This window comes from Acinetobacter indicus CIP 110367 (genome assembly GCF_000488255.1).
In the GTDB taxonomy this organism is placed as follows: Bacteria; Pseudomonadota; Gammaproteobacteria; order Pseudomonadales; family Moraxellaceae; genus Acinetobacter; species Acinetobacter indicus.
This window is the reverse complement of record NZ_KI530754.1, coordinates 75,382-99,011: the sequence shown is the minus strand read 5'-3', so window position 1 is coordinate 99,011 and position 23,630 is coordinate 75,382. Positions and strand designations below refer to the sequence as shown.

At 46.1% G+C, this 23,630-nt stretch carries 24 protein-coding genes; 12 read left to right on the top strand and 12 right to left on the bottom strand.

The window, feature by feature from the left end; genetic code table 11:
* Positions 1-2: 2 nt before the first annotated feature.
* The 3 genes from P253_RS05245 to P253_RS05235 all read right to left on the bottom strand — a co-directional run bounded on the left by P253_RS05245 (position 3) and on the right by P253_RS05235 (position 2,333).
* Positions 3-1,190 (bottom strand): ribosomal protein uL16 3-hydroxylase, encoded by a 1,188-nt coding sequence (locus P253_RS05245; RefSeq protein ID WP_016659053.1) that lies wholly within the window; start codon positions 1,188-1,190, stop codon positions 3-5.
* 169 nt (positions 1,191-1,359) lie between these two features.
* On the bottom strand, positions 1,360-1,950 hold the full coding sequence (locus tag P253_RS05240; RefSeq protein ID WP_016659052.1) for a Maf family protein: 591 nt from the start codon (positions 1,948-1,950) through the stop codon (positions 1,360-1,362).
* The gene (locus tag P253_RS05235; protein ID WP_034597805.1) at positions 1,950-2,333 is read right to left on the bottom strand and encodes a DUF2237 family protein; all 384 of its coding nucleotides are present in this window, start codon (positions 2,331-2,333) and stop codon (positions 1,950-1,952) included. Before P253_RS05235 ends, P253_RS05240 begins: the two co-directional genes overlap by 1 nt.
* Before the next feature lie 143 nt (positions 2,334-2,476).
* Between P253_RS05235 and P253_RS05230 the strand changes: the two genes are divergently transcribed.
* The 4 genes from P253_RS05230 to P253_RS05215 all read left to right on the top strand — a co-directional run bounded on the left by P253_RS05230 (position 2,477) and on the right by P253_RS05215 (position 6,214).
* On the top strand, positions 2,477-3,664 hold the full coding sequence (locus P253_RS05230) for a phosphoglycerate kinase (protein WP_005178578.1): 1,188 nt from the start codon (positions 2,477-2,479) through the stop codon (positions 3,662-3,664).
* A 132-nt stretch (positions 3,665-3,796) separates the two neighbouring features.
* A complete protein-coding gene (locus P253_RS05225; RefSeq protein WP_005178577.1) occupies positions 3,797-4,072 on the top strand; it encodes a hypothetical protein in 276 nt (91 codons plus the stop codon).
* A 137-nt stretch (positions 4,073-4,209) separates the two neighbouring features.
* The gene (gene fba / locus P253_RS05220) at positions 4,210-5,247 is read left to right on the top strand and encodes a class II fructose-bisphosphate aldolase (RefSeq protein ID WP_005178575.1); all 1,038 of its coding nucleotides are present in this window, start codon (positions 4,210-4,212) and stop codon (positions 5,245-5,247) included.
* A gap of 112 nt (positions 5,248-5,359) precedes the next feature.
* Complete coding sequence (locus P253_RS05215; RefSeq protein WP_016659051.1) at positions 5,360-6,214, top strand: DMT family transporter; 855 nt, start codon at positions 5,360-5,362, stop codon at positions 6,212-6,214.
* Here the strand turns inward: P253_RS05215 and P253_RS05210 are convergent.
* Together P253_RS05210 and nfsB are read right to left on the bottom strand one after the other, a co-directional pair.
* Positions 6,177-6,410 (bottom strand): hypothetical protein, encoded by a 234-nt coding sequence (locus tag P253_RS05210; RefSeq protein WP_005178570.1) that lies wholly within the window; start codon positions 6,408-6,410, stop codon positions 6,177-6,179. The two genes, P253_RS05215 and P253_RS05210, sit on opposite strands and share 38 nt — an antisense overlap.
* A gap of 97 nt (positions 6,411-6,507) precedes the next feature.
* On the bottom strand, positions 6,508-7,161 hold the full coding sequence (gene nfsB / locus P253_RS05205; protein WP_016659050.1) for an oxygen-insensitive NAD(P)H nitroreductase: 654 nt from the start codon (positions 7,159-7,161) through the stop codon (positions 6,508-6,510).
* 248 nt (positions 7,162-7,409) lie between these two features.
* Here nfsB and hpaI point away from each other — a divergent pair, with 248 nt between their 5' ends.
* Positions 7,410-8,204: a 4-hydroxy-2-oxoheptanedioate aldolase gene (gene hpaI / locus P253_RS05200; protein ID WP_016659049.1), complete on the top strand. Its 795-nt coding sequence runs from the start codon at positions 7,410-7,412 to the stop codon at positions 8,202-8,204.
* Positions 8,205-8,267: 63 nt separating this feature from the next.
* On the opposite strand, the gene P253_RS05195 is transcribed toward hpaI, so the two are convergent.
* Positions 8,268-8,987, bottom strand: a complete 720-nt coding sequence (locus tag P253_RS05195; protein ID WP_016659048.1) for a UDP-2,3-diacylglucosamine diphosphatase — start codon at positions 8,985-8,987, stop codon at positions 8,268-8,270.
* A gap of 57 nt (positions 8,988-9,044) precedes the next feature.
* Positions 9,045-9,554, bottom strand: coding sequence for a peptidylprolyl isomerase (locus P253_RS05190; RefSeq protein ID WP_005178561.1), 510 nt, complete (start codon positions 9,552-9,554; stop codon positions 9,045-9,047).
* A gap of 166 nt (positions 9,555-9,720) precedes the next feature.
* Here P253_RS05190 and P253_RS05185 point away from each other — a divergent pair, with 166 nt between their 5' ends.
* From P253_RS05185 to tnpC, 4 genes are all read left to right on the top strand, one after another.
* Positions 9,721-11,445, top strand: coding sequence for a glutamine--tRNA ligase/YqeY domain fusion protein (locus P253_RS05185; RefSeq protein ID WP_016659047.1), 1,725 nt, complete (start codon positions 9,721-9,723; stop codon positions 11,443-11,445).
* Positions 11,446-11,637: 192 nt separating this feature from the next.
* Positions 11,638-12,021, top strand: coding sequence for an IS66-like element accessory protein TnpA (gene tnpA / locus P253_RS05180; protein WP_016659046.1), 384 nt, complete (start codon positions 11,638-11,640; stop codon positions 12,019-12,021).
* Positions 12,018-12,353: an IS66 family insertion sequence element accessory protein TnpB gene (tnpB, locus tag P253_RS05175; RefSeq protein ID WP_016659045.1), complete on the top strand. Its 336-nt coding sequence runs from the start codon at positions 12,018-12,020 to the stop codon at positions 12,351-12,353. The genes tnpA and tnpB overlap by 4 nt, the downstream gene beginning before the upstream one ends.
* A gap of 74 nt (positions 12,354-12,427) precedes the next feature.
* Positions 12,428-14,053 (top strand): IS66 family transposase, encoded by a 1,626-nt coding sequence (gene tnpC, locus P253_RS05170; RefSeq protein ID WP_016659044.1) that lies wholly within the window; start codon positions 12,428-12,430, stop codon positions 14,051-14,053.
* Between the two features lie 73 nt (positions 14,054-14,126).
* On the opposite strand, the gene P253_RS05165 is transcribed toward tnpC, so the two are convergent.
* Positions 14,127-14,657, bottom strand: coding sequence for a lecithin retinol acyltransferase family protein (locus P253_RS05165; RefSeq protein WP_016659043.1), 531 nt, complete (start codon positions 14,655-14,657; stop codon positions 14,127-14,129).
* 84 nt (positions 14,658-14,741) lie between these two features.
* On the opposite strand from P253_RS05165, the gene P253_RS05160 reads away from it, so the two are divergent.
* The gene (locus P253_RS05160) at positions 14,742-15,590 is read left to right on the top strand and encodes a phosphodiester glycosidase family protein (protein WP_016659042.1); all 849 of its coding nucleotides are present in this window, start codon (positions 14,742-14,744) and stop codon (positions 15,588-15,590) included.
* Here the strand turns inward: P253_RS05160 and P253_RS05155 are convergent.
* Positions 15,577-15,762, bottom strand: coding sequence for a hypothetical protein (locus P253_RS05155; RefSeq protein WP_016659041.1), 186 nt, complete (start codon positions 15,760-15,762; stop codon positions 15,577-15,579). The two genes, P253_RS05160 and P253_RS05155, sit on opposite strands and share 14 nt — an antisense overlap.
* Before the next feature lie 90 nt (positions 15,763-15,852).
* On the opposite strand from P253_RS05155, the gene P253_RS05150 reads away from it, so the two are divergent.
* Together P253_RS05150 and P253_RS05145 are read left to right on the top strand one after the other, a co-directional pair.
* Positions 15,853-16,467 carry an IS607 family transposase gene (locus P253_RS05150; protein ID WP_016658675.1) on the top strand — a complete coding sequence of 205 codons (615 nt, stop codon included), beginning with the start codon at positions 15,853-15,855 and terminating at the stop codon, positions 16,465-16,467.
* On the top strand, positions 16,464-17,621 hold the full coding sequence (locus tag P253_RS05145) for an RNA-guided endonuclease InsQ/TnpB family protein (protein WP_016659040.1): 1,158 nt from the start codon (positions 16,464-16,466) through the stop codon (positions 17,619-17,621). Before P253_RS05150 ends, P253_RS05145 begins: the two co-directional genes overlap by 4 nt.
* A 339-nt stretch (positions 17,622-17,960) precedes the next feature.
* Here P253_RS05145 and P253_RS05140 read toward each other — a convergent pair whose 3' ends face one another.
* The 3 genes from P253_RS05140 to putA form a co-directional block, all read right to left on the bottom strand.
* The gene (locus P253_RS05140) at positions 17,961-18,185 is read right to left on the bottom strand and encodes a hypothetical protein (protein ID WP_005178553.1); all 225 of its coding nucleotides are present in this window, start codon (positions 18,183-18,185) and stop codon (positions 17,961-17,963) included.
* Between the two features lie 243 nt (positions 18,186-18,428).
* On the bottom strand, positions 18,429-19,511 hold the full coding sequence (gene trmA, locus P253_RS05135) for a tRNA (uridine(54)-C5)-methyltransferase TrmA (protein WP_023274414.1): 1,083 nt from the start codon (positions 19,509-19,511) through the stop codon (positions 18,429-18,431).
* A 252-nt stretch (positions 19,512-19,763) separates the two neighbouring features.
* Positions 19,764-23,516, bottom strand: a complete 3,753-nt coding sequence (gene putA / locus P253_RS05130; protein ID WP_016659037.1) for a trifunctional transcriptional regulator/proline dehydrogenase/L-glutamate gamma-semialdehyde dehydrogenase — start codon at positions 23,514-23,516, stop codon at positions 19,764-19,766.
* Positions 23,517-23,630: the final 114 nt, after the last annotated feature.

Genomic DNA, 23,630 nt, shown 5'->3' with positions numbered 1-23,630 from the left:
GATTAAGTCTTTTCGGCTTCATCTTCTGCATCTTCGGCAGGCAGCAGCATCAGTACAGAATCATTGAGTAACTGGGCTACATCTTCCAAAATGACTTCATGGTACAGGTCTTCATTCAGCTCGACGAGTTCACCATCAGCAATCTGCTTCAGTAAAGGCGCAAACTCATCCGAAATATACAGACCTTCACCGTTGGCCCAGAACAGTAACTCGCCATCTTCTTCGGTATAGAGCAGGCGTGAAGCCGGTTCTAAAATCAGTTGATAGCCCTGATCCAGCGCATCTTCCAGATCGCCAGTACCAATTTCTTCTGCTTCTGGAATATTGTCTGGATATTTTGGCTCTGACATCAGGCTCATGATGGCATCTTCCAACACGGTCGAGTTGTGCAGTTGTGCCAGCAATTCGGCTTTTAAATATTCCAGTTCCGGCTGGGTAATTTGTCCAATCGGGCTGATCTGGTCGCGGATCAGATCTTGCAACGGATTTTTTAGCAACTGGTTGTCAGAAAACTTGTCACTGACGCGATCCATCATGTCGCTGATGTTTGGCATACGGAAACCGAAAGAGAAGGTCAGGCAGTCATCTTCGGCCACGCCATAGTGCGATAAACCTGGTGGTACGTAAAGCAGGTCACCTGGTGCCAGCACTTCATCAAAATTGACGTCCATTTCTGGCAGTAATTTCAGCGGCTGGCCTGGAACAAATTCGGTTTCGGCATCACACATCTGGCCCAGTTGCCAGCGGCGATGACCATAGCCCTGCACCAGAAATACATCATAGAAGTCGAAGTGTTTGCCGACCGAACCGCCTTTTGGTGCGTACGACACCATAATGTCATCACGGCGCCACTGCGGAATAAACGGGAATTTTTTCCACAGTTCCGCCAGATCAAAAGAGTAGTGATCTACCGCTTGGACCAGCAGCGTCCACAGCTTTGGCATTTTCTGGAAATCGGCTTTTAATAGCGGTGAAGATTTTACGGACCACTGGTTCGGATCACGATCTTTCTGCTTGATTAAGCGGGCGCTGATATTTTCGTCCAGTGCCAGCTCCATGACATCACTCGGCTCAAGAATATTGGCAATTTCAGGCAGAGCATTACGCACCAGCAGCGGTTTTTTTTGCCAATATTCGGCAAGGAATTGTTCAGCGGTGATTCCGCCTAAAACGTCTAAAGGTTGAGACATGTCAAATAACTACAACATAAATTTAGCTGTTATTGTCCCTTGAGTTGTGCGGTGGTGCAAGTGATGAACTTCATCTTAAGGAAATTTAGAAAAGTGGCAGAAGGGAAAAGATGGCGAAAAAAATGATCAGGACAGGCACCTGATCATTTTGGGTATTGCATTACAGTGTTTAGGGAATCTGCAGATTAAGCTGGCGGAGAATCTGGCACAGCTGAATCATTGGCATACCCATCAAGGTGGTCTGGTCCTGGCCAATCATCTGTTCAAACAGGCTAATCCCCAGACTTTCGCATTTAAAACTGCCGGCACAATGCAGCGGCTGTTCCAGTGCCACATAGCGCTCGATTTCATCCAGGCTCAGTTTACGGAATTTGACCTTATAGTGTTCAACCAGGGTCTGTTCAAAGCCGCTGGATTTTTGCTGTACGCTTAATGCGGTACTAAAGTAGACAATTTTGTCCGAGTTGGCCTGCAGCTGGCGAATGGCTTTTTCCGGGCTTAAGGGCTTGCCAATAAAAATATCGGGCGCACCTTCACGCCACGCCACCTGATCGGAACCAATCACAATGGCTTCAGGATATTGCTCGGCAATACTCTGGGCTTTTTCAAAAGCCAGCCGTTTGGCCAGATCATCAGCATGGCTTTCACCTTGCGGTGATTCGTCGATGTAGGGTGTCATACACTGATAGTCGAGCTTTAAACGGTCCATCAGTTCTTTACGGGTCTGGCTGCTGGACGCCAGAATAATCGGACGCTTCATTAGACAGCATATTCCATCAAAATATCTAAGGGAACGTAAGACAGTACCGCCTGATGGCAGGCCTGAATTTTTACGGGTGGTGCTTTACCGGCCTGATAGGCTTCAACCCAGCGGGTCACACAAATACACCAGAAATCACCCGGTTTTAAGCCCGGAAATTCGACTTCAGGCAACGGTGTGATCAGGTCATTGCCAATTTTCTGGGAAAAGTTCAGAAATTCCGAGGTCATTTGTGCACAGACCGTGTGCTGGCCCAGATCCGTGGGCGCCGTATGGCAAAAGCCATTACGAAAATAGCCGGTAATCGGGTCAAAACAGCAGCTGGCCAAAGGCTCGCCTAAAACATTTAAACGGTTCAGGGTTGGATCTGGATGTATAGACATAGGCATAAGAGTTATCAGGTCTGTTTTTTTCCTATCATAACAAAACTTTGGCAATCGTTAGCTTTTCTGCAAAAGAAGCTAACCTTTTTCTGCATAATCATTTAGAATCTTGGCGATTTTAATATCTAAAAAGTGAGCTATACATGAATTTTCAGCGTATGACTGACCTCGACCTGGCACAAAAGCGTGTTCTGATCCGCGAAGACTTAAACGTGCCGGTGAAAAATGGTGTGATTACCAGCGATGCGCGTTTACGTGCTGCCTTACCGACAATTAAAGCGGCTTTGGAAAAAGGCGCAGCCGTAATGGTGTATTCTCACCTGGGTCGTCCTGTTGAAGGTGAACCTAAAGCTGAACAATCACTTGCGCCTGTCGCAGCTTACCTGACCGAAGCACTGGGCCAGGAAGTCAAATTATTGACTGACTACCTGGATGGTGTAGAGGTAGAAGCAGGTCAAGTGGTGTTACTTGAAAACTGCCGCTTTAACGTGGGTGAAAAGAAAAACAATCCTGAGCTGGCAGCAAAATATGCAGCGCTGTGTGATGTATTCGTAATGGATGCATTTGGTACTGCGCACCGTGCAGAAGCCTCAACTGAAGGTGTTGCGCGTCTTGCCAAAGTTGCCGCAGCAGGTCCTTTACTGGCTGCTGAACTGGATGCCTTGGGCCGTGCACTGCAAACACCAGAAAAACCAATGGTGGCCATTGTTGCCGGCTCTAAAGTATCCACCAAGCTGGATGTATTAACGTCACTGTCTGACATTTGCGACCAGTTGATTGTGGGTGGTGGTATTGCCAATACTTTCCTGGCAGCTGCGGGTTACAACGTGGGTAAATCACTCTGTGAAAATGATTTGATCGACACAGCCAAAGCCATTGCTGCCAAAGTATCTGTACCACTTCCAACGGATGTGGTAGTTGCAGATGCATCTGAAATCAACTTTGATGACTTCTTGGGTTCACTGGCGGCTGCCAAAGCAACCGTGAAAAAAGTAGAAGATGTGGCTGACAACGACATGATTCTGGATGTTGGTCCAGAAACGGCAAAAGCATTTGCTGAGATCTTGAAAACTTCTAAAACCATTCTCTGGAATGGCCCAGTTGGCGTATTCGAAGTGGATCAGTTCGGTGAAGGCACCAAAGCCCTGTCTTTAGCGATTGCCGAATCAGAAGGCTTCTCAATTGCAGGTGGCGGTGACACCTTGGCTGCCATCGACAAATATGAGGTTGCAGACAAAATCGGTTATATCTCAACTGGTGGCGGTGCTTTCCTTGAGTTTGTAGAAGGCAAGACCTTACCAGCAGTTGCCGTATTGCTAGAACGTGCTTAATTGGCACACGCTTGCAAGATGACAAAAGGTTGACCTCGGTCAGCCTTTTTTATGCACTTCATTTTTTAGTCATAAAACTGTCATGTTTCTGAAATATTATGATCAAAAATCACCGGGTTGTAGGATATTCTGATGAACCAAAAATTAACTCTTGCCGCGTTACTTGCTGCATCTTTAGCTTTCACTGCATGTGCTAAAAAAGACGACAATGCAACAGCGACCACTGCAGATGCATCAGCAGCTGTAGCGTCAGAGCAAATTTCTGCAGAACAGCAAGCGGCGATTGATGCAATTGATCAGCCAGTACTGGATGAAAACAATACCGATGTGCCTGAAGAAGTGGCCAATGCACCAGCAGATGCCGCAACCCCAGACAGCGCAGCAGCACCAGCATCTGAAGCACAATAATTCTAAAAGTCCCACAAATTGTAGTAATTTGTATAAAAGTCCCTGCATTGGCAGGGATTTTTTTTAAATACGACGTTTTGTTGCTGAATTGAAACAAATCCCCATGTAGAATATGCAGCATTACCTGGGAGGATATTATGGCTCTTATTTCAATGCGCCAGCTATTGGATCACGCCGGTGAACACGGATACGGCGTACCAGCGTTTAACGTAAACAACTTAGAACAAATGCGCGCAATCATGTTGGCCGCAGATGCGACGAATTCACCTGTAATCGTACAGGCATCTGCAGGTGCCCGTAAGTACGCAGGCGCACCATTCTTACGTCATCTTATTTTGGCTGCAATTGAAGAATGGCCACACATTCCGGTGGTGATGCACCAGGATCACGGTACCAGTCCTGACGTCTGTCAACGTTCTATCCAGCTGGGCTTCTCATCAGTCATGATGGATGGTTCACTGGGTGAAGATGGTAAAACCCCAACCTCATATGAATACAACGTAGATGTGACCCGTCGTGTGGTACAAATGGCGCACGCATGTGGCGTTTCTGTTGAAGGTGAAATCGGTTGTCTGGGCAGCCTTGAAACAGGTATGGCCGGCGAAGAAGATGGTGTCGGTGCAGAAGGTGTACTGGATCACTCTCAATTGCTGACTTCAGTTGAAGAAGCACGTTCTTTCGTAGCAGACACCAATGTAGACGCACTGGCAATTGCAGTGGGTACTTCACACGGTGCATACAAATTCACCCGTCCACCTACAGGCGATATTCTGGCGATTGACCGTATTAAAGAAATTCATGCGGCACTGCCAAATACGCATCTGGTGATGCACGGTTCAAGTTCTGTGCCACAAGAATGGCTGGCAGTGATCAACCAGTACGGCGGTGACATCAAGGAAACTTATGGTGTACCTGTTGAGCAGCTGGTTGAAGCGATCAAGCACGGTGTACGTAAAATTAACATCGACACCGACTTGCGTCTGGCCTCTACCGGTGCAATGCGTCGCTTCATGGCTGAAAAACCAAGCGAGTTTGACCCACGTAAATTCTTCGCTAAAACGGTCGATGCAATGAAAGATATTTGTGTTGCACGTTACGAAGCGTTTGGTACTGCGGGCAATGCCGACAAGATCCGTCCAATTTCTTTAGAGAAAATGGTAGATCGTTATAAATAATTCCTGGTGAAGTATTTATAAAAAAAAGCCCACATTGCGTGGGCTTTTCTGTATCTGAACCGCTATAGTGCAGCAGAGCAGATCACATAATGCATATAAATAAGAGTAGATCATGGAACTGATTTTAGCAGCGGCCATTTGTAGTGTGGTGGTGTCGATTCTCTTGAAAGTCGCAAAGAACCGCGGCTATTCACCTTTGCAGATGATCAGCTGGAATTATGCCTCGGCCAGTGTGCTGTGTTTTTGGTGGTTTCAGCCTAATGTACAACAGCTGTCCCTCACCGACACGCCGTGGCTGCTGATTCTGGCTTTAGGGGTATTATTGCCAAGCGTATTCCTGTTTTTAGCCAAAGCATTACAAACTGCCGGAATTTTAAAAACCGAAATTGCCCAGCGGCTGTCGGTGGTGCTGTCTTTAACTGCGGCCTATTTTATTTTCCAGGAACAGTTTAATAGCCTGAAAATTGTCGGGATTGCGCTGGGGATTGCAGCGGTACTGTGTATTTTATATTCGCATCGTGGCGGTTCATCGTCCGCCCAGGCGGGTATGCTGTATTTGGCTTTGGTCTGGGTCGGTTATGCGCTGATTGATGTGTTGCTGAAATACACCACCGGTTTAGGCCTGCAGTTTGCGCTGGTATTGAACCTAATGTTCATCTGCGCTTTTATTTTATCGTTGGGGTATATTCTGATTCAGCACAAAAGCTGGGGCAGTGGCAAAAATATAGTGGCAGGCTTAATTTTGGGGATGCTGAATTTTGCCAATATCGCGTTTTATGTCAAAGCACATATGGCTTTAAAAGATTCACCGGCGGTTGTATTTGCCGGCATGAATATTCTGGTGGTGATTTTAGGGGTAATCAGCGGTTTGCTGTTCTTTAAAGAAAAATTAAAACCCAGCACCGCCATCGGGCTGGGTCTGGGTATCATCAGTGTGATGTGTTTAGCTTATGCGATGACGGCTTGAATTTGATGAAGCTGGCAGCAAAAATCAGCGGATGTTTGATCAGGTCCTGAAGTTCGGCAATGCCCAGTAACAGACCGGCTTTCTGGCAGCTCGGACAATGAGGATAATGGCGTTTTTCCTGCTGATATTGATGTAAATACAGTTTATTGCATTGACGACATTCAAACTTCATTGGGAGCTGGGCAAGGATAGACATCTTTCTTCTCCGGTCTATTATTATTGTGTTGTGAAAGGGAAAGCAAAAATCAAGCCGAAATCAGGGACTTTCGTCCCTGTATTATGTAATGTAGTTCTTACAATTTGGTGAAAATTTCATCTTTATTCAGGCGTGACTTGGGTAGTTTAGCATTAAAGTCCTGCTCACTGCGATAGCCCAAGGTCAGCAGCACCGATGGAATTAAACCCTTGTCCTGTAATTCTAGTTCTTCTGTCAGAATCTGTTCATTAAAGCCGCCAATCGGGGTGGCATCTACACCTTCAATACCGGCAGCCAGCAACATCTGACCCAAGGCAATAAAGGTCTGGTTTTCGGCCCAGCGCTGAATATCACCTTTTTCATTGCGGTAATAATCCACATATCCGCTACGGCTGTCTTTCTGGCCCTGCTTGGCGCTGGCATCTTTAAAACGGCCGCTGACATCATCTTGCTGCAACAAATTGTCCAGATGTTCATCGCTAATATCGGCTTTGGTACAGAACAAAATGGTGTGAGAAGAATCTAAGACTTTAGGCGCATTGTAGGCATATTTCCCGACTAGGGCTTTGGCAATGTGCTGCTTGGCTGCATCATGCTCGGCAATAAAGAAATGCCAAGGCTGGATATTAATAGAAGAGGGGGTAAAACGGAGAATTTCGAGAAAGCGTTCAAACTGCTCTTGAGGAATTTTTTTTGCAGGATCATAGGCTTTGGTGGTATAGCGGCTGCGTACGACGTCGAGCAAATCCATAAAGATACTCCAGCAATAAGGATAAATTGAGAAAGGCTGAACCTTCAGCATCATACGCCATTTTGATGGCTTTGATGGCATATTCGCTGCAATTTTATTGTCAAAATTAACCTTAAAATATGCTCATCGTATTTTCAGTTATTGCCCGATTAAGTGTTAAATCAAATCACAACAGTGGTTTTGAATATTGGCAATTTTTAAAAATCGGCATTTAATGGAAGTAGGTGTGGACTATAGCGAGCCTGTCGATGGACTATCGTAATCACTTTAAACATAAATTAAAAACCCAGCAGCAGATTGGTTTATGGGTCGGTCTGGCCGATGCCTATGGCACTGAAATTGCGGCCAATGCCGGTTATGACTGGTTGCTGATTGATGGGGAACATGCGCCCAGTGATTTAAGAACCACACTGGCCCAGCTGCAAAGTATTGCGGCCTATCCGTCACAGGCGGTGGTCCGTCCGCCAATTGGCAGTGTGCAGCTTATTAAACAGTTGCTGGATATTGGCGCACAAACCTTATTGATTCCGATGGTGGAAACCGTGGAGCAGGCCGAACTGATGGTTAAAGCAGTGCGTTATCCACCGGAAGGGATTCGCGGTGTAGGTGCGGCTTTGGCACGTGCCACACGCTGGAACAGTATTCCGGATTATTATGCCACTGCACATGAAAATAACTGTTTGCTGATTCAGATTGAGTCAGTTACAGGGCTGGAAAATCTGGATAACATCTTAAAAGTCGAGGGCATTGATGGGGTATTTATTGGCGCAGTAGATTTATCTGCCACTATGGGTTATGAAGGCAATCCGAACCATCCTGACGTGCAAAACGCAGTGGTTGATGCAATTCAACGAATTCGCGCATCGGGTAAAGCGGCCGGGATTTTATCGACTCAACATGACGTGACGCAAAAATATATTGAACTGGGTACCGAATTTGTCGCTGTCGGTGTCGATATCAGCGTATTAATGAATTCCTTGCGTGAGCTGCTGGCCAAATATAAAACCGGAGCGAGCTGGGTAAAACCTGAAGGGGGGTATTAAGCGGTCATTATTAACCTGACAGATGATGCAGGAGGTGGGGATTTATAGTCATCCACCTGCTGCTTAATAGGTCCAGCGTTTCAGTTGCAGGTGAGTGGTAGGCTGTTCGGGATCAATTTCCAGAATTAGTGCCTCATGCGCACGCCAGTCCCCCAGCACAATCCGCTTTTTGCCATTCAGCTCATGGATGGCTGGTCGATGGGTATGACCATGAATCAGTACATCCACCTCGGCCAAAGCCTGCGTTACCGCAGCCGGATTCACATCCATCACTTCATACGATTTAACTTCTTTAGAAGCGCGGCTTTGTTTGCGAAAACCGTTGGCCAGTTTGCTGCGAAAGGACAGCGGAGTTTTTCTTAACAGACGCAGCACGAGCGGATGACGGATAACTTTTTTAAAGCGCTGATAGGATACATCATCGGTGCACAAGGCATCGCCATGTTCCAGACGATAGCGGGTCTGGCCAATAGTGAGGGTGTCAATTTCAGGTAATAATTGCCCGTTAAACTGCTGTAAAAAAACCTCATGCAGTGCGAAATCGCGGTTGCCGACCTGAAAATACAGCTGATTGCCTGCGGCATTAAACTGTTTTAAAGCGCTGACAATTTCATCCAGCCAAGGGGCGGTGTAGTCATCGCCAATCCAGGCATTGAACCAGTCGCCTAAAATATACAGCTGGGTGTTTTGATCCTGATAAGCACGTAATAAATCTAAAAACCCCCGAACGAGTCGAGGGTGATCAGGTGACAAATGTAAATCTGAAATAAACAGATAGGTCACAATCTTTTCCTTGGAATCTCCCAACGCTCTTAAATAAAGGGAGGTTGAGAGGGATTCTTATTCAGAAATGATCTTGGCAGATTCAATCACCACATTTTCTAGTGGAACATCAGCGTGGTAACCACGGTTGCCTGTACGTACGCCTTTGATTTCAGCAACTACATCCATACCTTCAACTACTTTACCAAATACGGCATAACCCCAACCTTGTGCAGTTTTGCCCGTGTGGTTCAGGAAGGAGTTGTTTTTCACGTTAATGAAGAATTGAGCAGATGCAGAGTGCGGAGCCTGGGTACGCGCCATTGCAATGGTCCCTTCGTCATTGCTCAGACCGTTGTCTGCTTCGTTTTCGATTGAATCACGGGTTGCTTTTTCTTTGAAGTTTTCATCAAAGCCGCCGCCTTGAATCATGAAACCATCGATGACACGGTGGAAAATTACGCCATCATAGAAACCGTCACGAACGTATTGAAGGAAGTTCTCAGCAGTTTTAGGTGCTTTTTCAGTGTTAAGCTCAAGAACAATACGACCTTTGTTGGTGTTTAATTCGACTTGAGGAAAACTCATTGTGTTATCTCCTAATCATGGACAAAAAAGCCATGGGTTTTTTGGTTGAGAGAAGCATAAGCAAACTGTAAACTACAAGGCAAGTAAAAACGTTATTTTCTTTGTTAAAAAGTGGGAATAGCGTTTTAATTATCCTAAATTTTTATCTAGAAGTGATTTATTAACTATGAAGCCGAATGATGCTGTTTCATCTCTGCCTAACACCCCGACACCAAGTAACCATGCCTCTGTCGATGCTGCGCAGCAAGAACAACAGCCGGGCTTAGATTTTGTGCGTCAGGTCATTACCGATGATCTGGCAGCAGGCCGTACTGAAAAAGTGATCACACGTTTTCCACCAGAACCGAACGGTTACTTACATATTGGTCACGTGAAAGCAATTTGCCTGAATTTCGGGATTGCCGAAGAATTTAACGGTTTATGTAACTTACGTTTTGACGATACCAACCCGGATGCCGAAGAACAAGAATATGTAGATGGTATTGCCAATGACGTGAAATGGTTGGGCTTTAACTGGAATGGCGAGCCACGCTATGCATCAAGCTATTTTGACCAGCTGTATAGCTGGGCGGTGCAGTTAATTGAACAGGGTGATGCCTATGTCGATTTGCAAACTCCTGAAGAAATCAAGCTGAATCGTGGTTCATTTGTCGAGCCGGGTAAAAACTCACCATACCGTGATGCGTCTGTAGAAGACAACCTGGCGCGTTTTGAACAGATGCGTAATGGTGCGCTGGGCGAAGGTCAGGCGGTATTGCGTGCCAAAATTGATATGGCATCGCCAAACGTACATATGCGTGACCCAATTTTGTACCGTGTGCTACATTCCGAGCATCACCAGACCGGTGACAAATGGAAAATGTACCCAATGTACGACTATGCGCATCCATTATCCGATGCGATTGAAGGCATTACTCATTCACTGTGTACGCTTGAATTCCAGGATCACCGTCCGTTCTATGACTGGGTGGTGGAAAAGGTAAAATCAGCGGCGGTACCACGTCAGTATGAATCCAGCCGTTTAAACGTCGATTACACCATTACCTCAAAGCGTAAGCTGCGCCGTCTGGTGGAAGGTGGTTTTGTTAAGGGTTGGGACGACCCGCGTATGCCAACTGTAGTGGGTATGCGTCGTCGTGGCTTTACTCCGGAAGGCTTGCGTGATTTCTGTAAGCGCGTTGGTGTGTCGAAGTCTGACGGGATTGTCGATGTGGCAATGCTGGAATACTGCATCCGTCAGTCGCTAGAAAATACCGCAGCGCGTGGTATGGCCGTGCTGAATCCATTAAAAGTGACGTTAACCAATCTGCCAGCAGAAATGGATCTGACTCATTCGCGCCATCCAAACGTAGATATGGGCGAGCGTGTCATTCCGCTCACCTCTGAAATCTATATTGACCGTAAAGATTTCGAAGAAGAGCCACCAAAAGGCTTTAAACGTCTGATTCCGGGCGGTGAAGTGCGTTTACGTCATGCTTATGTGATCAAGTGCGACGAAATCATTAAAGATGACAAGGGTGAAATTATTGAGCTGAAATGTTCAATCGACCCTGAAACTTTAGGTAAGAATCCGGAAGGCCGTAAAGTAAAAGGCGTGATTCACTGGGTATCTGCCACTAAAGGCGTGAAAGCTGAAGTGCGTATTTACGACCGTCTGTTCACCGAATCTGACCCAGAAGTCGGCGATGACTTCCTGGCGAATCTGAATCCGGACTCATTGAAAGTGGTACAAGCGGTTATTGAGCCGGCTTTAGCGCAAGCGCAAGCAGAAGATCGTTTCCAGTTTGAACGTGAAGGTTATTTCGTGGCAGATCAGTATGATCATTCCAGCGAAACACCAGTGTTTAACCGTATTCTGGACTTAAAAGACAGCTTCAAACCGGGCAAATAAAAGCGCATTTTGCTAGATGATTGAAAAAGCCTGCTGGACTCAGCGGGCTTTTTTATGCGGTGTTGAAAATGGAAAGTAAACGTTGAAAGGAAGTAGCACGTTAAATGTAAGCGTCCGCTGAACACACCTTCTGAATTCATCCTATAAGCCTTAATTTAGTCCCCACTTAGAAACAAGTGGGGACTTAAATTTATGACTACAAATAATCAGACATCCATCGCATCTCTTGCGAAAAAACGAAGAACATACAGTGCTGAATTTAAACAGCAGATCGTTCAGGCTTGTAAAGCACCGGACGTTTCAATTGCTTCAGTCGCTTTGCAACATGGATTGAATACAAATCTTGTATCCAAATGGATTCGCTTAATTGATGCTAAGCCAGGGAATGATCGCTCACCACTACCGAATAAACCTGCATTTATTGCCTTATCTTGCTCTGCACCATTAGATCCTACTCCTACTGACATGTTAAAAGTTAAAATTACTTTACCCCACTCAAAAGCAGAAATTGGCTTGAAATGGCAAGTATCAGAAATATCTGCTTTAGCAGAATTACTCAAGGCACTTGCAACATGATCCGCATTGATGAGATCTGGCTCTCTACCCAGCCCATGGATATGCGAGCAGGAATGGATACTGTCATGGCTCAGGTGGTGAGAGCCTTTGGCTACATTAAACCGCATTGTGCTTACCTGTTCTGTAATAAACGTGGCCATCGCATGAAAGTGTTGGTACATGATGGACTGGGCATCTGGCTGTGTGCCCGGCGGCTGGAACAGGGCAAATTTCACTGGGCTCAAGTTCACCAAGGTGAAACCGTGGCCCTCAGCCCGGAACAGTTACAGGCACTGATCCAAGGTTTGCCCTGGCAGCGCATTGGACGACAGCAGGTGGTGACGATGCTTTAAACCAGGCTGTTCCATTCTGCTATTCTCCAAACGTTCTATTTCATTCTTCTCATGACCTCAGGCATACTGCGGTCATGAATACGCTGCCTGACTTAAGCCAACTGACCCATGAACAACTGCTGGAATTCACCAGACAGTTGGCACTGCAGCATCAGTCTCTAGCACAATCAAACCAGCAATTAGATGCCAGAGTTCAACATCTTGAAGTCACCAATCAGCAATTAGATTCTAAAGTTCAACATCTTTCTATTCTCAATCAAAAATACGAGCATGAACTCGCACTATTTAAACAGCACAAATTCGGCAGTAAAAACGAACATCTCACTGCAAAACAAATCCACCTGTGGGATGAAGCGGTTGAAGAAGATATTGCCGCGGTTGATCTAGAACTGGAACGGCTAAATGCAGATAAAACCGATGCAGTGACACAGAAAGCCAAAACCAATAAACCTAAACGTCGACCACTGCCAGATCATCTACACACCATCCGTATTGAGCATGAACCTGCATCAACCCAATGTGCTTGTGGCTGCCAACTCCGTCGTATCGGCGAAGATGTCAGTGAAAAACTGCATTTCAGACCGGCACAGTTCTATAAGGAACAGCATGTGCGTGGTAAATGGGTCTGTGATCAGTGTGACACTCTGACTCAGCAAGCGATGCCCGCCTATGTGATTGATAAAGGCATTGCTTCACCTGAACTGCTCAGCCATGTTTTGGTATCGAAATATGCCGATCATTTGCCGCTGTACCGTCAACGTCTGATCTATCAGCGGGCGGGAATCGAACTTTCTAGATCAACTTTATCTGACTGGATAGGTCGCTGCGGTGTAGAACTGGAACCTCTGGCCAATGCCTTAAAAGAGGTGGTACTACAACAGCAGGTGCTGCATGCAGATGAAACACCGGTCACCATCATGCGGATGGGTGAGAATGATAAAAAACCGAAGAAAGGTTATGTCTGGGCCTATGCCACTACACAGTACAATCCAGTTCAGGCGGTGATCTATGACTTTCAGGATAGTCGTTCAGGCCAGCATGCTGCAGAGTTCTTGAAAGGCTGGCAGGGTTATCTAGTCTGTGATGATTACAGTGGTTATAAAGCACGCTTTAAATCAGGCCAGGTCATTGAGGTGGGCTGCATGGCCCATGCACGTCGTAAATTCCATGAACTGCATGTAACTGGGAAAAGTCAGGTCGCTGAACAGGCATTAGTGCTGATTCAGAAACTGTATGCGATAGAAGCAGAACTCAGGAAAAAGACCGATGGTACAGCGGAAGACCGCCGCGAATACCGACAACAGTATAGTCAACCAGTGATGCAACAACTATATGAATGGCTCAACCAACATCATCTGACAGTGCCATCGAGTTCTCCTACCGCCAAGGCTATCAATTACACTCTGAAGCGTTGGCCAGCCTTAAGCCGTTATCTGGATGATGGCAATCTACCGATATGCAACAATTGGGTAGAGAATCAAATGCGACCTTGGGCCTTAGGGCGCAAGAACTGGCTGTTTGCTGGCTCGCTGCGCAGCGGCCAGCGAGCGGCGAATATCATGACTTTAATCCAGTCAGCAAAGCTGAATGGCTTGGATCCGTATGCCTATTTAAGTGATGCGCTGAAAAGGCTGCCGACGCATAAAGCGACCCAAATAGAAGAATTACTGCCACATCGCTGGAAATCCAACTCAAATTAAAAAATAGGCATGGGGTTCAGCGGACGCTTACCGTTAAATTAAAAAAAATTTGATTTACAGATGATCCGGTGTGTTATTTCTTTTCATCGTGTTTATAAAACAGATGGGTCGGCATCTGCATTTTGGCTTTGTCGCGCAATTTCTTTTTAATATACAGCACCAGGGCAAAACAGGTGGTGGTCAGGGTCAGCATCATGCTGTTCATATAGCTCATTAAGGAGCTGACATAACCAATGGTGGTTAAGCGGTTCATCATCCGGAAGACTTGCGGACTGCTTTCCACGCCGGTAATGGCCCAGGTGCATAAATGTTCGCAGTTGTTGATAATCAGGTGATAATTATTTTCATGCATCCGTGAACGCATCCGGCGCACCACTTTACGGCCTTTATATTTGGGTTGATCATAATGCTGCACATGCACCGGTTTGCCATGACTGAACTTGTCTAGGCTGGTGATTTCGATGGGATGTTTTTTAAATAAATGCGCAAAACCGGAATAATGAATAACACGACCACGTCCGGCATAAATCCCGTGGTGGGTGTAGCCGAAATGTTTGACAATCAGATGCGCCCCTAAAGGGAACCGTGTGTTCTGCTTGAGCATTGTGACATTAGTAAAGTGACAGGTGTATTTTAAAGCTCTAGTGTACTGCTTCTTGGCACAAGAATCGACAGGGTGGCGACAAGAATGGCTGAATTATACAACGATGAACAGGGAACAGATGCAATGAAAAAGTTAGGACAGTACTTTGCACGAGTTACTGCCAAACCGCTGTTAAAACTGCTGATTCTGCTGGGTGCTTGCAGTGCAAACTGGGCACAGGCACAGGCGCAAATCTACAGCTGGCAGCTGAAACATAGGCTGGGTGATTTTGATGTCACGGAAATCCGATCAATGGCGCAGCTGAAGCTGGTATTAAAGAATACAGCACAGCAGCCCTATCGTTATTTCACTGCGCTCCAGGATGATCTGCAACCGTGCCAGCAGCTGGAATTTGCCATGAATGCCGGGATGTTCCATGCCGATTATGCACCCGTCGGGCTGTATATTGAAGAGGGCAAGAGGGTAAGCCAGTTAAATACCCAGACCCAAGGCTGGGGCAATTTTCTGATTCAGCCGAATGGGGTACTGGCCTGGGACAAGCAGCCACTGTTGATGACCACCCAGCAGTATCAGCAGGCCAATGTGCAACCGAAATATGCCACCCAATCTGGCCCGATGCTGGTGATTGACGGAAAAATTAACCCAAACTTTATTCCGGATTCCGATTCCAGAAAAATCCGCAATGGCGTTGGGCTGAAAGACGCTACCCTGTATTTTGTGATCAGCCAGCAGCCAATAAATTTTTATGACTTTGCCCGGCTGTTTCAGCAGCAGCTTAAGACACCGAATGCGCTGTACTTGGATGGTTCAGTATCTTCTGTGTATATTGCGGCCTTAAAACGCCATCGCCAGTACCGCGCAGTTGGCCCGATGCTGGCGTATATTGATGATTCAGCCTGCGCGACTGAGCCAGAAAAATCTACTGGCCAATAATGCCTAAGGTCTGGGTTTGCTGGCTGCAGAGGCGTTTGGCATCTTCAGTCGACATTTCTTTGATTCCGGCCTCAAACTGTTTTTTCTGGAATTGACGTTGTTCTTCCGAAAGCCCCATTTTTGTGCTCAAGCTGTCCATCTTGTCCCAGGCTTCTTCACATTCTGCCGGCATACGGTCGCAGCCTGTGAGGGCCAGGCAGAGCAGTGGAAGGGTTAATAACTGCTAATTGAAATCTACTTATTTCTATATTATTATATACAAATGAGTAGATATGTTAGTATTGGTGTTGCAGCTAAAACACTGGGTGTTTCCATCCAAACCCTAAGAAGATGGGATGAGGAAGGCACTTTAGTCGCAGATAGAACCCCAAAAAATCACAGACGTTACGATCTAAGCAAGATCACACCTGAACTTATCCATGATCTATCAATCCAGAACAGCCGAAAAACTATTGCTTATGCAAGAGTATCTAGTCACGATCAAAAGGCTGATCTTGAGCGAGAAAAACAAGTTTTGGAAATGTACTGTGCCAAGCAGGGATGGACATTTGAGATTATTAGTGATTTAGGCTCAGGGATGAATTATCACAAAAAAGGGCTTAAGGCTCTTTTGGATGGAATTATTAATAATGAAATTGGTCGATTGGTTTTAACCCACAAAGATCGATTATTACGTTTTGGTGCTGAATTGGTTTTTGCTTTATGTGAAGCTCGGAATGTTGAAATTGTAATTATTAATCAGGGTGAAAATTTGAGTTTTGAGGATGAACTGGCTCAAGATGTCCTGGAAATTATCACTGTATTTTCAGCACGATTATATGGAAGCCGAAGTAAAAAGAACCAAAAGTTAATACAGGCGGTCAAAGAAGCACTATGAGTCGATTTATACGAGGGCATATCATTGAATTGATGCCCAATAATAAACAAGCAAGCCATTTTGCTCAGGCAAGTGGTGTTGCTCGTTTGTCGTATAATTGGGCTTTAAGAGAGTGGCAGCGACAATACAAGGCTGATAAGGAATATCGAGATCAGTGTGAGTATTATGATGTTGCGGTGAATGAAATGCTTCTTAATAGACCTAAAGAGAGTAAATTAAGAAAACACCTAAACACTTTTAAATTTGAAAAATATCCTTTCATGAAGAAAGTGACTAAGTGCGCACCACAGTTGGCGATTAAGCAGTTGGGTAGTGCTTTTGATAGATTTTTTAACGGCAAATCAGGATACCCCAAGCCAAGAAAAAAAGGCAAGGATGACCGTTTTTCATTATCAAATGATCAATTTAGCGTCAAGGGTCGGTCTATTAAAATCCCTAATTTGGGTTGGGTGAAAATGACTGAGAATCTGCGCTATAAGGGTAAAATTCTCTCGGCCAAAATATTTAAACAAGGTGGTAAGTGGTTTGTATCAATCGCTGTCGAACTCACCCAGATCGAAAAGCTTAAACCGAAAACAGGTTTAAGTATCGGTGTTGATTTGGGTGTCTCTAATCTTGCCACCCTTTCAAATGGTGAGGTTATTCCTTCTAACGCACCACTTAAAAGACAGCTTGCAAAACTAAGACGACTCAACAAGTCTTTTAGTCGTAAGAAAAAAGGTAGTCAGAATCGAGAAAAAGCAAAAGCCAAGCTATCTCGCCTGCACTATAAAATTGTCTGTCTACGCAAGAATAATCTTCATCAAGTCACAACGGATTTGGTAACACGTTTTGATGTGATTGCAATTGAAGATTTGAATGTTAAAGGCATGTTGAGGAATCGTAAACTCGCAAGAGCTATATCCGATATGGGTTTTTATGAGTTTAAAAGGCAGTTGATTTATAAAGCCAAACAGCATGGAAAATCGGTACTTTCGGTTGGTCGATTCTTCCCAAGTAGTAAAATGTGTTCGTGCTGTGGTGAATTAAATCAATCTCTCACACTTTCTGCGCGAGAGTGGAAGTGCTTAGTTTGCCAAACCATCCAAAATCGTGATGTTAATGCATCAATTAATATCCTGCGATATGCGGATAAAGATTTAATCACTGCATAAGTGGTGATTAAGGCGGTGAGTTACACCGTGACAGCCTATGGAATTGAGGTAATCCCTAAAGCAAATGCTTTAGGTTCTTGATGGTGAAGTAGGAATTAAACATCAAACCCACATTGAGTAGGTTTGAGTAGGTTTTAAATAACGGTAAGAGCGCCGATCATTTTGTTGTTCATCATGGTGTCCTTATTGTTATGTATTGAATTAAAAATACGATCAAGACTGATCTAAGCCCTTGAGCATACATGAAAAAAATGTCAAAACTAAGAAATCTGATTAAAATCAGACCAATAAAAAAGGCACCTAGAAATTCTAAATGCCTTTTTCTGTGGTCAGACTCTGCTATTGCAGGGGTAAATGTTGAAGTTCATTCAACTCTTTACGGCTATAGCCGCGCGAAGCGAGAACCTTTTTAATACCAATAATCACATCTTCATCTGTCGCTTTTGCTAAAGCTTCAAGAAGCTGTTCATTTGTCTTACAAGAGCAATCATTTTCAACACAAGCAATCTGATTCTTATGCTCGTTTTGCTGTTCCTGAGCGAACAGCTTTTGCCAAAAACTCATAGAGCCTTCATTTGCAACCTAACATAGCTCGAAATATAGCCAATTTAAAAATTAATGCAAGTCGACTAAAGTGATAAAAGCAGCAAACAGACTCTAGAAATTTCGATAGCTTGTAACAGTTTAAACGTAATTATGATGGCTATAAGCCTTGATTATAACTAAGTTGCTTGTTTTTATAAGAAAAAAGGAAGATTAAAAAATCTTCCTTTTCGGACTGAATAATATAATTTGAAACAAATTGTTTTAGATCTTTTCCAGTAAGACACCAGATTCCACATGATGGGTATAAGGGAATTGGTCAAACAGGGCAAATTGGGTGATCTTGTGGGTGCTGGCCAAAGTCTGCAAATTGTCATGCAGCGTATCCGGATTACAGGAGATATAAATAATCCGCTCAAAACGTTGTAGCAGTTTTAAGGTTTCGGCATCAATACCGGCACGTGGTGGGTCTACAAACACGGTATCAAACTGATAGCTGGACATCTCAATGCCGGCTTCCTGCAAACGGCGGAATTCACGCTCGCCGTTGTAGGCCTGGGTAAATTCTTCGGCAGATAAACGCGCCACCTGAATATTGTCAATCTGGTTCTGCTCAATATTCCACTGCGCCGCATAGACTGAAGATTTGGCCAGTTCTGTGGCTAAGACGCGATTAAAACGGGTCGACAGTGGCAGGGTAAAGTTACCATTACCACAGTACAGCTCTAACAGGTCCTGATTAGAGTGTCCGGCAGCCGTACAGGCCCATTCCAGCATGTGCTGGCAAACGCGCGCATTCGGTTGGGTAAAGCTGCTTTCAATCTGTTTGTATTGATACTGGCGTTCAAAGACCTGCAGTTCTTCCACCACAAACTCATCGCTCAGTACCAGTTTCTGGCCACGGCTCCGGCCAATAATTTTAATCTGCAGTTGCTCGGCCAGCTGTTTGGCCAGCGCTTCCCACTCTGCAGTTAATGGACAGCGATAAATCAGTGAAACCAGCATTTCACCTTTTAAGGTCGCCAGAAAATGCACTTCAAACAGGCGATTGGATAACAGCGGTTCTGCTTTTAAGGCATTCAGCAGTACCGGCATTAACTGGTTGATGCTGGCATCGGCAATTGGAAATTCATCAATTCGAATGACTTTTTTGTTCTGCTGCTCATCGCGTTCAAACATGGCATAAAACAGGTCATCTTCGGTATGCCAAATCCGGAATTCTGCACGCATACGGAAATGCTGTTCAGGCGAGGCAAACACCTCCAGTGCTGGAGGATTAAATTCGGCAAACTGTGCAGAAATACGTGCAACTTTGGCATCAAGTTGTTGCTGATAAGATGAAGTCATATGCAGTAAAAATCACAAACCCATTGAGACAGGGGATGGTAACAAAGTTTCAGGCAGATGCCTAAAGATATTCTGTGCAAACCTTAAATTGCGGTAGCGTGAGGGAAGAAATCGAGCTTCAGCTCAACAGATCGGCAGATTAAAGCCGGGAAATACATCACTTGCGAGAGCAAAGATAAAAAAAGCCAAACCAACAGAGACCAGGGAGAGTTGGTTTGGCAAAGAGGAATAACACCATGAAAAGGAGCGGCTTTAATCCAGCGTCATCAGGCTGGCGTTCCCTCCGGCCGCAGCAGTATTAATGCTGATGGCCCGTTCAATCACCAGACGTTCCAGCGGAATTTTCGGATCATTCGGTTTGAGATGGCTGATGCCGACAATTGCCCCGGCACGCTGCGCTACCGTTTGCTGTAATTCCAGCAATTGTACCGAACTACCATGATGCAGCACTGCATCGTAATCGCCATGCAGCAGGTCTGGGATCACGCGAATCCGCTGGGCAATCTCTGGCGGCATTTTCGGCAGATATTTCAGCATGAAGCGGTTTTCTGCCAGAACCACCGGCTGACTGCCGACTGCAAAAATTGCCAGTAACTGATGAATCTGATCCAGCTCCTGTTCAGCCAGGGATAGCACGGCATGACGTGGCAAAATCGTATACTGGTTACTTTCACCGGTTGGACCAGTCAGGTTAAAACTCTGACCCGTGGCAATTTTCTCCGGTAGTTGAATCAGCTGCTGCGGGAACTCGGCCTGTACCCAGTCCACCAATTGGTTATACAGGGCAGGCATTGCTGCTGGATGCTGAGCCTGCGCCGCAAATGGTTGAGCCAGCTTTTTCTGCGAGCAGTATTGCATTAAGCGGTAGAGATACAGTGGTCCACCGGCCTTAGGTCCAGTCCCGGACAGGCCTTCGCCGCCAAAAGGTTGCACCCCGACCACAGCACCGACAATATTACGGTTGATATACAGGTTGCCGACCTCGGCTTGGGCAATCACGCTATGAATGGTTTCATCAATACGGGTATGCAAGCCCATGGTCAGGCCATAACCTTTGGCATTGATTTGCGCCAGCAGTTGATCAAGCTGTCCATAACGGTAGCGAATCACATGCAGTACCGGGCCAAACACTTCGCGCTCCAGATCATCCAGATGCGGCAGTTCAATCAGCGTTGGTGGTACAAAAGTGCCGTGTTGCAAGCTTGCATCGCTTTGCTTATTCCACATCAACTGATGCACCGGATAGCCCTTAATGCGCATTTTTTCAATATGACGCTCAATATTGTTCTGCGCTTCCAGGTCAATCACCGGACCAATGTCGGTTTTCAGCAAATAAGGATTACCGACGCGCAACTGCTGCATGGCACCTTTGAGCATAGTCAGTACCGTGTCGGCATTATCTTCCTGCACACATAAAATTCGCAGGGCAGAGCAGCGTTGTCCGGCACTGTCGTAAGCAGAGCTGACCGCATCCAGAATCACCTGTTCGGTCAGGGCTGAAGAATCAACAATCATGGCGTTTTGTCCGCCAGTTTCCGCAATCAGTGGAATAGCACTACCGGTCTGGCTTAAACGTTTGGCCACGGTCTGATTCAGGATTTTGGCGACTTCGGTCGAGCCGGTAAACATAATGCCCTGAATCCGTTCATCCTGACTCAGCTGCGCACCGACCGTTTCACCGCGTCCAGGCAGCAGTTGCAGTACATTTTGCGGAATGCCAGCATCCCATAAAATCTGCACCGCTTGTGCTGCAATCAGTGGGGTCTGCTCGGCCGGTTTGGTCAGAACGGTATTGCCAGCCACCAGCGCTGCGGCAATCTGGCCGCTAAAAATCGCCAGCGGGAAATTCCATGGGCTGATACACAGCACCGGCCCTAGCGGAATGATCTGGGTATTGATGTCCAGATCACGCATTTGCGCGGCATAGTAGCGCAGGAAATCAATTGCTTCACGCACTTCGGCAATGGCATTGGCATAGGTCTTGCCACTTTCGCGGCAGAGGAGCAGCATGAGCGGTTGCAGGCGTGCCTGCATTAAATCGGCAGCACGTTCCAGACATTGTGCGCGTTCATGTTTGGAAATATTGGCCCAGACGGCTTGTGCCTGTACCGCATTTTCTAGGGCCTGATTGACCTGTGCTGCTGTGGCTTCCTGTACATGACCAACAATATCCTGATGCTGAGCCGGGTTTAAAATCGCGTGTACATCGGCACTGTCTTCGGTGGTTAAGCCTTCACCCATGGGCAGGGCAGTCCATTGATGCTGATGCAAACTCTGCGCGGTTGTATTTAATGCCGCCAAGTCCTGATCATTGGCTAAGTCCAGGCCGGCAGAGTTGTCGCGCTGCTCGCCATATAACTCATGCGGTAAGGGAATCGCCGGATGTTTCTGGCCGACTTTCTGTTCCTGTTGAGCCGTGGCTAAAATAGTCTGATGTGGATTTTCGATCAGATCTTCAATGTTCAGGGTCTTATCGGCAATACGGTTGACGAAAGAGGTGTTGGCACCATTTTCCAGCAAACGACGCACCAGATAGGCTAGCAGGGTTTCATGGTTACCGACCGGCGCATAAATACGGCACGGCACACCGAGTTTCTGCTGCTGTTTCGAGCCGACCACATTTTCATATAATGGCTCGCCCATGCCATGCAGGCATTGGAATTCGTATTGGCCAGCGTAGTAACGCGCCGGATCGGCCAGATGATAAATCGTGGCCAGCGTCTGGGCATTGTGAGTCGCAAACTGCGGATAAATCTGTTCCGGTGCCGCCAGTAATTTTTTTGCACAGGCAATATAGGACAGATCGGTATGCACTTTACGGGTAAACACTGGATAATCCGACATGCCATCAATTTGCGCTTTCTTGATTTCGCTGTCCCAATAGGCGCCTTTCACCAGACGGATCATCAGGCGTTTCTGGCTGCGTTTGGCCAGATCGACCACATAATCTACCACATAGAAGCAGCGTTTCTGGTAGGCCTGAATCACAAAGCCAATGCCTTTCCAGTTATCCAGTGCCGGTTCAAAACACAGACGCTCCAGCAACTCTAAAGACATTTCCAGTCGTTCAGATTCTTCGGCATCAATATTCAGGCCAATATTATAGTCTTTGGCCAGCACCGCCAGTTGCAGCACCTTGTCATACAGTTCGGTATGCACGCGGTCAATTTGAGCACGCTGATAACGTGGATGCAGGGCAGAGAGCTTGATCGAAATCCCCGGACCGGTATAAACATCTTTATCTTTAGAGGCCTGGCCAATGGCATGGATGGCATTTTGATAGTCATCAAAATAACGCTCTGCATCGTGTTCGGTCAGGGCCGCTTCACCGAGCATGTCATAAGAATAACGGAAACCTTTTTCTTCTAACGGTTCGGCATGTTGCAGGGCTTCGCTAATGGTTTCACCAGTCACGAACTGCTCACCCATCATCCGCATCGCCACATCTACCGCTTTACGGATAATGCCACGACCACTGCGCGCCAGCAGGCCAGTCAGAATACCGCTTAAGCTGTTCTGTTTCGGGGTTTGCATCAGCTTGCCGGTCAGCATTAAGCCCCAGGCCGCTGCATTCACAAACATCAGGTTACTTTGGCCTAAATGCTCTTTCCAGTTGCCTTGATTGATCTTGTCACGGATCAGCAGATCACGGGTTGCGGTATCAGGAATACGTAATAGCGCTTCGGCCAGACACATCAGGGCGATGCCTTCTTGTGAAGAGAGGGAGAACTCTTGCAACAGGCCTTGCACCAGACCGGCTTTACCGCTGGAATTTTTACGTTCACGCAGGGAGTGGGCCAGCTGAAAAGCCAGCTCATAAATTTGGCTGTTGAGTGCATCAGGAATTTCACTGTGCTCGAGTAAATGGCTGACACATTCACTTTCAGGGCGACGCCATGCGGTATTGATGGCAATTTCTGCCTCATTTTTTTCTTTGAATTCAGTGATGTAATCCAAATGCGGTTTTGCGTCGTCGAAATGGGTTTCGCTATCCATCATGTTCATGCCAACATCCTGTGACGATATATTTTAGTTGAACGGTGTACCTTATATAATTTATGATCACAGAAAATATGCCGAATAACTCACTATAATTTTTGTTATTTTTAGAGATAAATA

Bases quoted from the DNA above. Each gene is read 5' to 3' on its own strand.
- P253_RS05245 (WP_016659053.1), bottom strand. From the start codon at position 1,190: ATGTCTCAACCTTTAGACGTTTTAGGCGGAATCACCGCTGAACAATTC.
- P253_RS05240 (WP_016659052.1), bottom strand. From the start codon at position 1,950: ATGAAGCGTCCGATTATTCTGGCGTCCAGCAGCCAGACCCGTAAAGAA.
- P253_RS05235 (WP_034597805.1), bottom strand. From the start codon at position 2,333: ATGTCTATACATCCAGATCCAACCCTGAACCGTTTAAATGTTTTAGGC.
- P253_RS05230 (WP_005178578.1), top strand. From the start codon at position 2,477: ATGAATTTTCAGCGTATGACTGACCTCGACCTGGCACAAAAGCGTGTT.
- P253_RS05225 (WP_005178577.1), top strand. From the start codon at position 3,797: ATGAACCAAAAATTAACTCTTGCCGCGTTACTTGCTGCATCTTTAGCT.
- fba (WP_005178575.1), top strand. From the start codon at position 4,210: ATGGCTCTTATTTCAATGCGCCAGCTATTGGATCACGCCGGTGAACAC.
- P253_RS05215 (WP_016659051.1), top strand. From the start codon at position 5,360: ATGGAACTGATTTTAGCAGCGGCCATTTGTAGTGTGGTGGTGTCGATT.
- P253_RS05210 (WP_005178570.1), bottom strand. From the start codon at position 6,410: ATGTCTATCCTTGCCCAGCTCCCAATGAAGTTTGAATGTCGTCAATGC.
- nfsB (WP_016659050.1), bottom strand. From the start codon at position 7,161: ATGGATTTGCTCGACGTCGTACGCAGCCGCTATACCACCAAAGCCTAT.
- hpaI (WP_016659049.1), top strand. From the start codon at position 7,410: ATGGACTATCGTAATCACTTTAAACATAAATTAAAAACCCAGCAGCAG.
- P253_RS05190 (WP_005178561.1), bottom strand. From the start codon at position 9,554: ATGAGTTTTCCTCAAGTCGAATTAAACACCAACAAAGGTCGTATTGTT.
- P253_RS05185 (WP_016659047.1), top strand. From the start codon at position 9,721: ATGAAGCCGAATGATGCTGTTTCATCTCTGCCTAACACCCCGACACCA.
- tnpA (WP_016659046.1), top strand. From the start codon at position 11,638: ATGACTACAAATAATCAGACATCCATCGCATCTCTTGCGAAAAAACGA.
- tnpB (WP_016659045.1), top strand. From the start codon at position 12,018: ATGATCCGCATTGATGAGATCTGGCTCTCTACCCAGCCCATGGATATG.
- tnpC (WP_016659044.1), top strand. From the start codon at position 12,428: ATGAATACGCTGCCTGACTTAAGCCAACTGACCCATGAACAACTGCTG.
- P253_RS05165 (WP_016659043.1), bottom strand. From the start codon at position 14,657: ATGCTCAAGCAGAACACACGGTTCCCTTTAGGGGCGCATCTGATTGTC.
- P253_RS05160 (WP_016659042.1), top strand. From the start codon at position 14,742: ATGGCTGAATTATACAACGATGAACAGGGAACAGATGCAATGAAAAAG.
- P253_RS05155 (WP_016659041.1), bottom strand. From the start codon at position 15,762: ATGCCGGCAGAATGTGAAGAAGCCTGGGACAAGATGGACAGCTTGAGC.
- P253_RS05150 (WP_016658675.1), top strand. From the start codon at position 15,853: ATGAGTAGATATGTTAGTATTGGTGTTGCAGCTAAAACACTGGGTGTT.
- P253_RS05145 (WP_016659040.1), top strand. From the start codon at position 16,464: ATGAGTCGATTTATACGAGGGCATATCATTGAATTGATGCCCAATAAT.
- P253_RS05140 (WP_005178553.1), bottom strand. From the start codon at position 18,185: ATGAGTTTTTGGCAAAAGCTGTTCGCTCAGGAACAGCAAAACGAGCAT.
- trmA (WP_023274414.1), bottom strand. From the start codon at position 19,511: ATGACTTCATCTTATCAGCAACAACTTGATGCCAAAGTTGCACGTATT.
- putA (WP_016659037.1), bottom strand. From the start codon at position 23,516: ATGAACATGATGGATAGCGAAACCCATTTCGACGACGCAAAACCGCAT.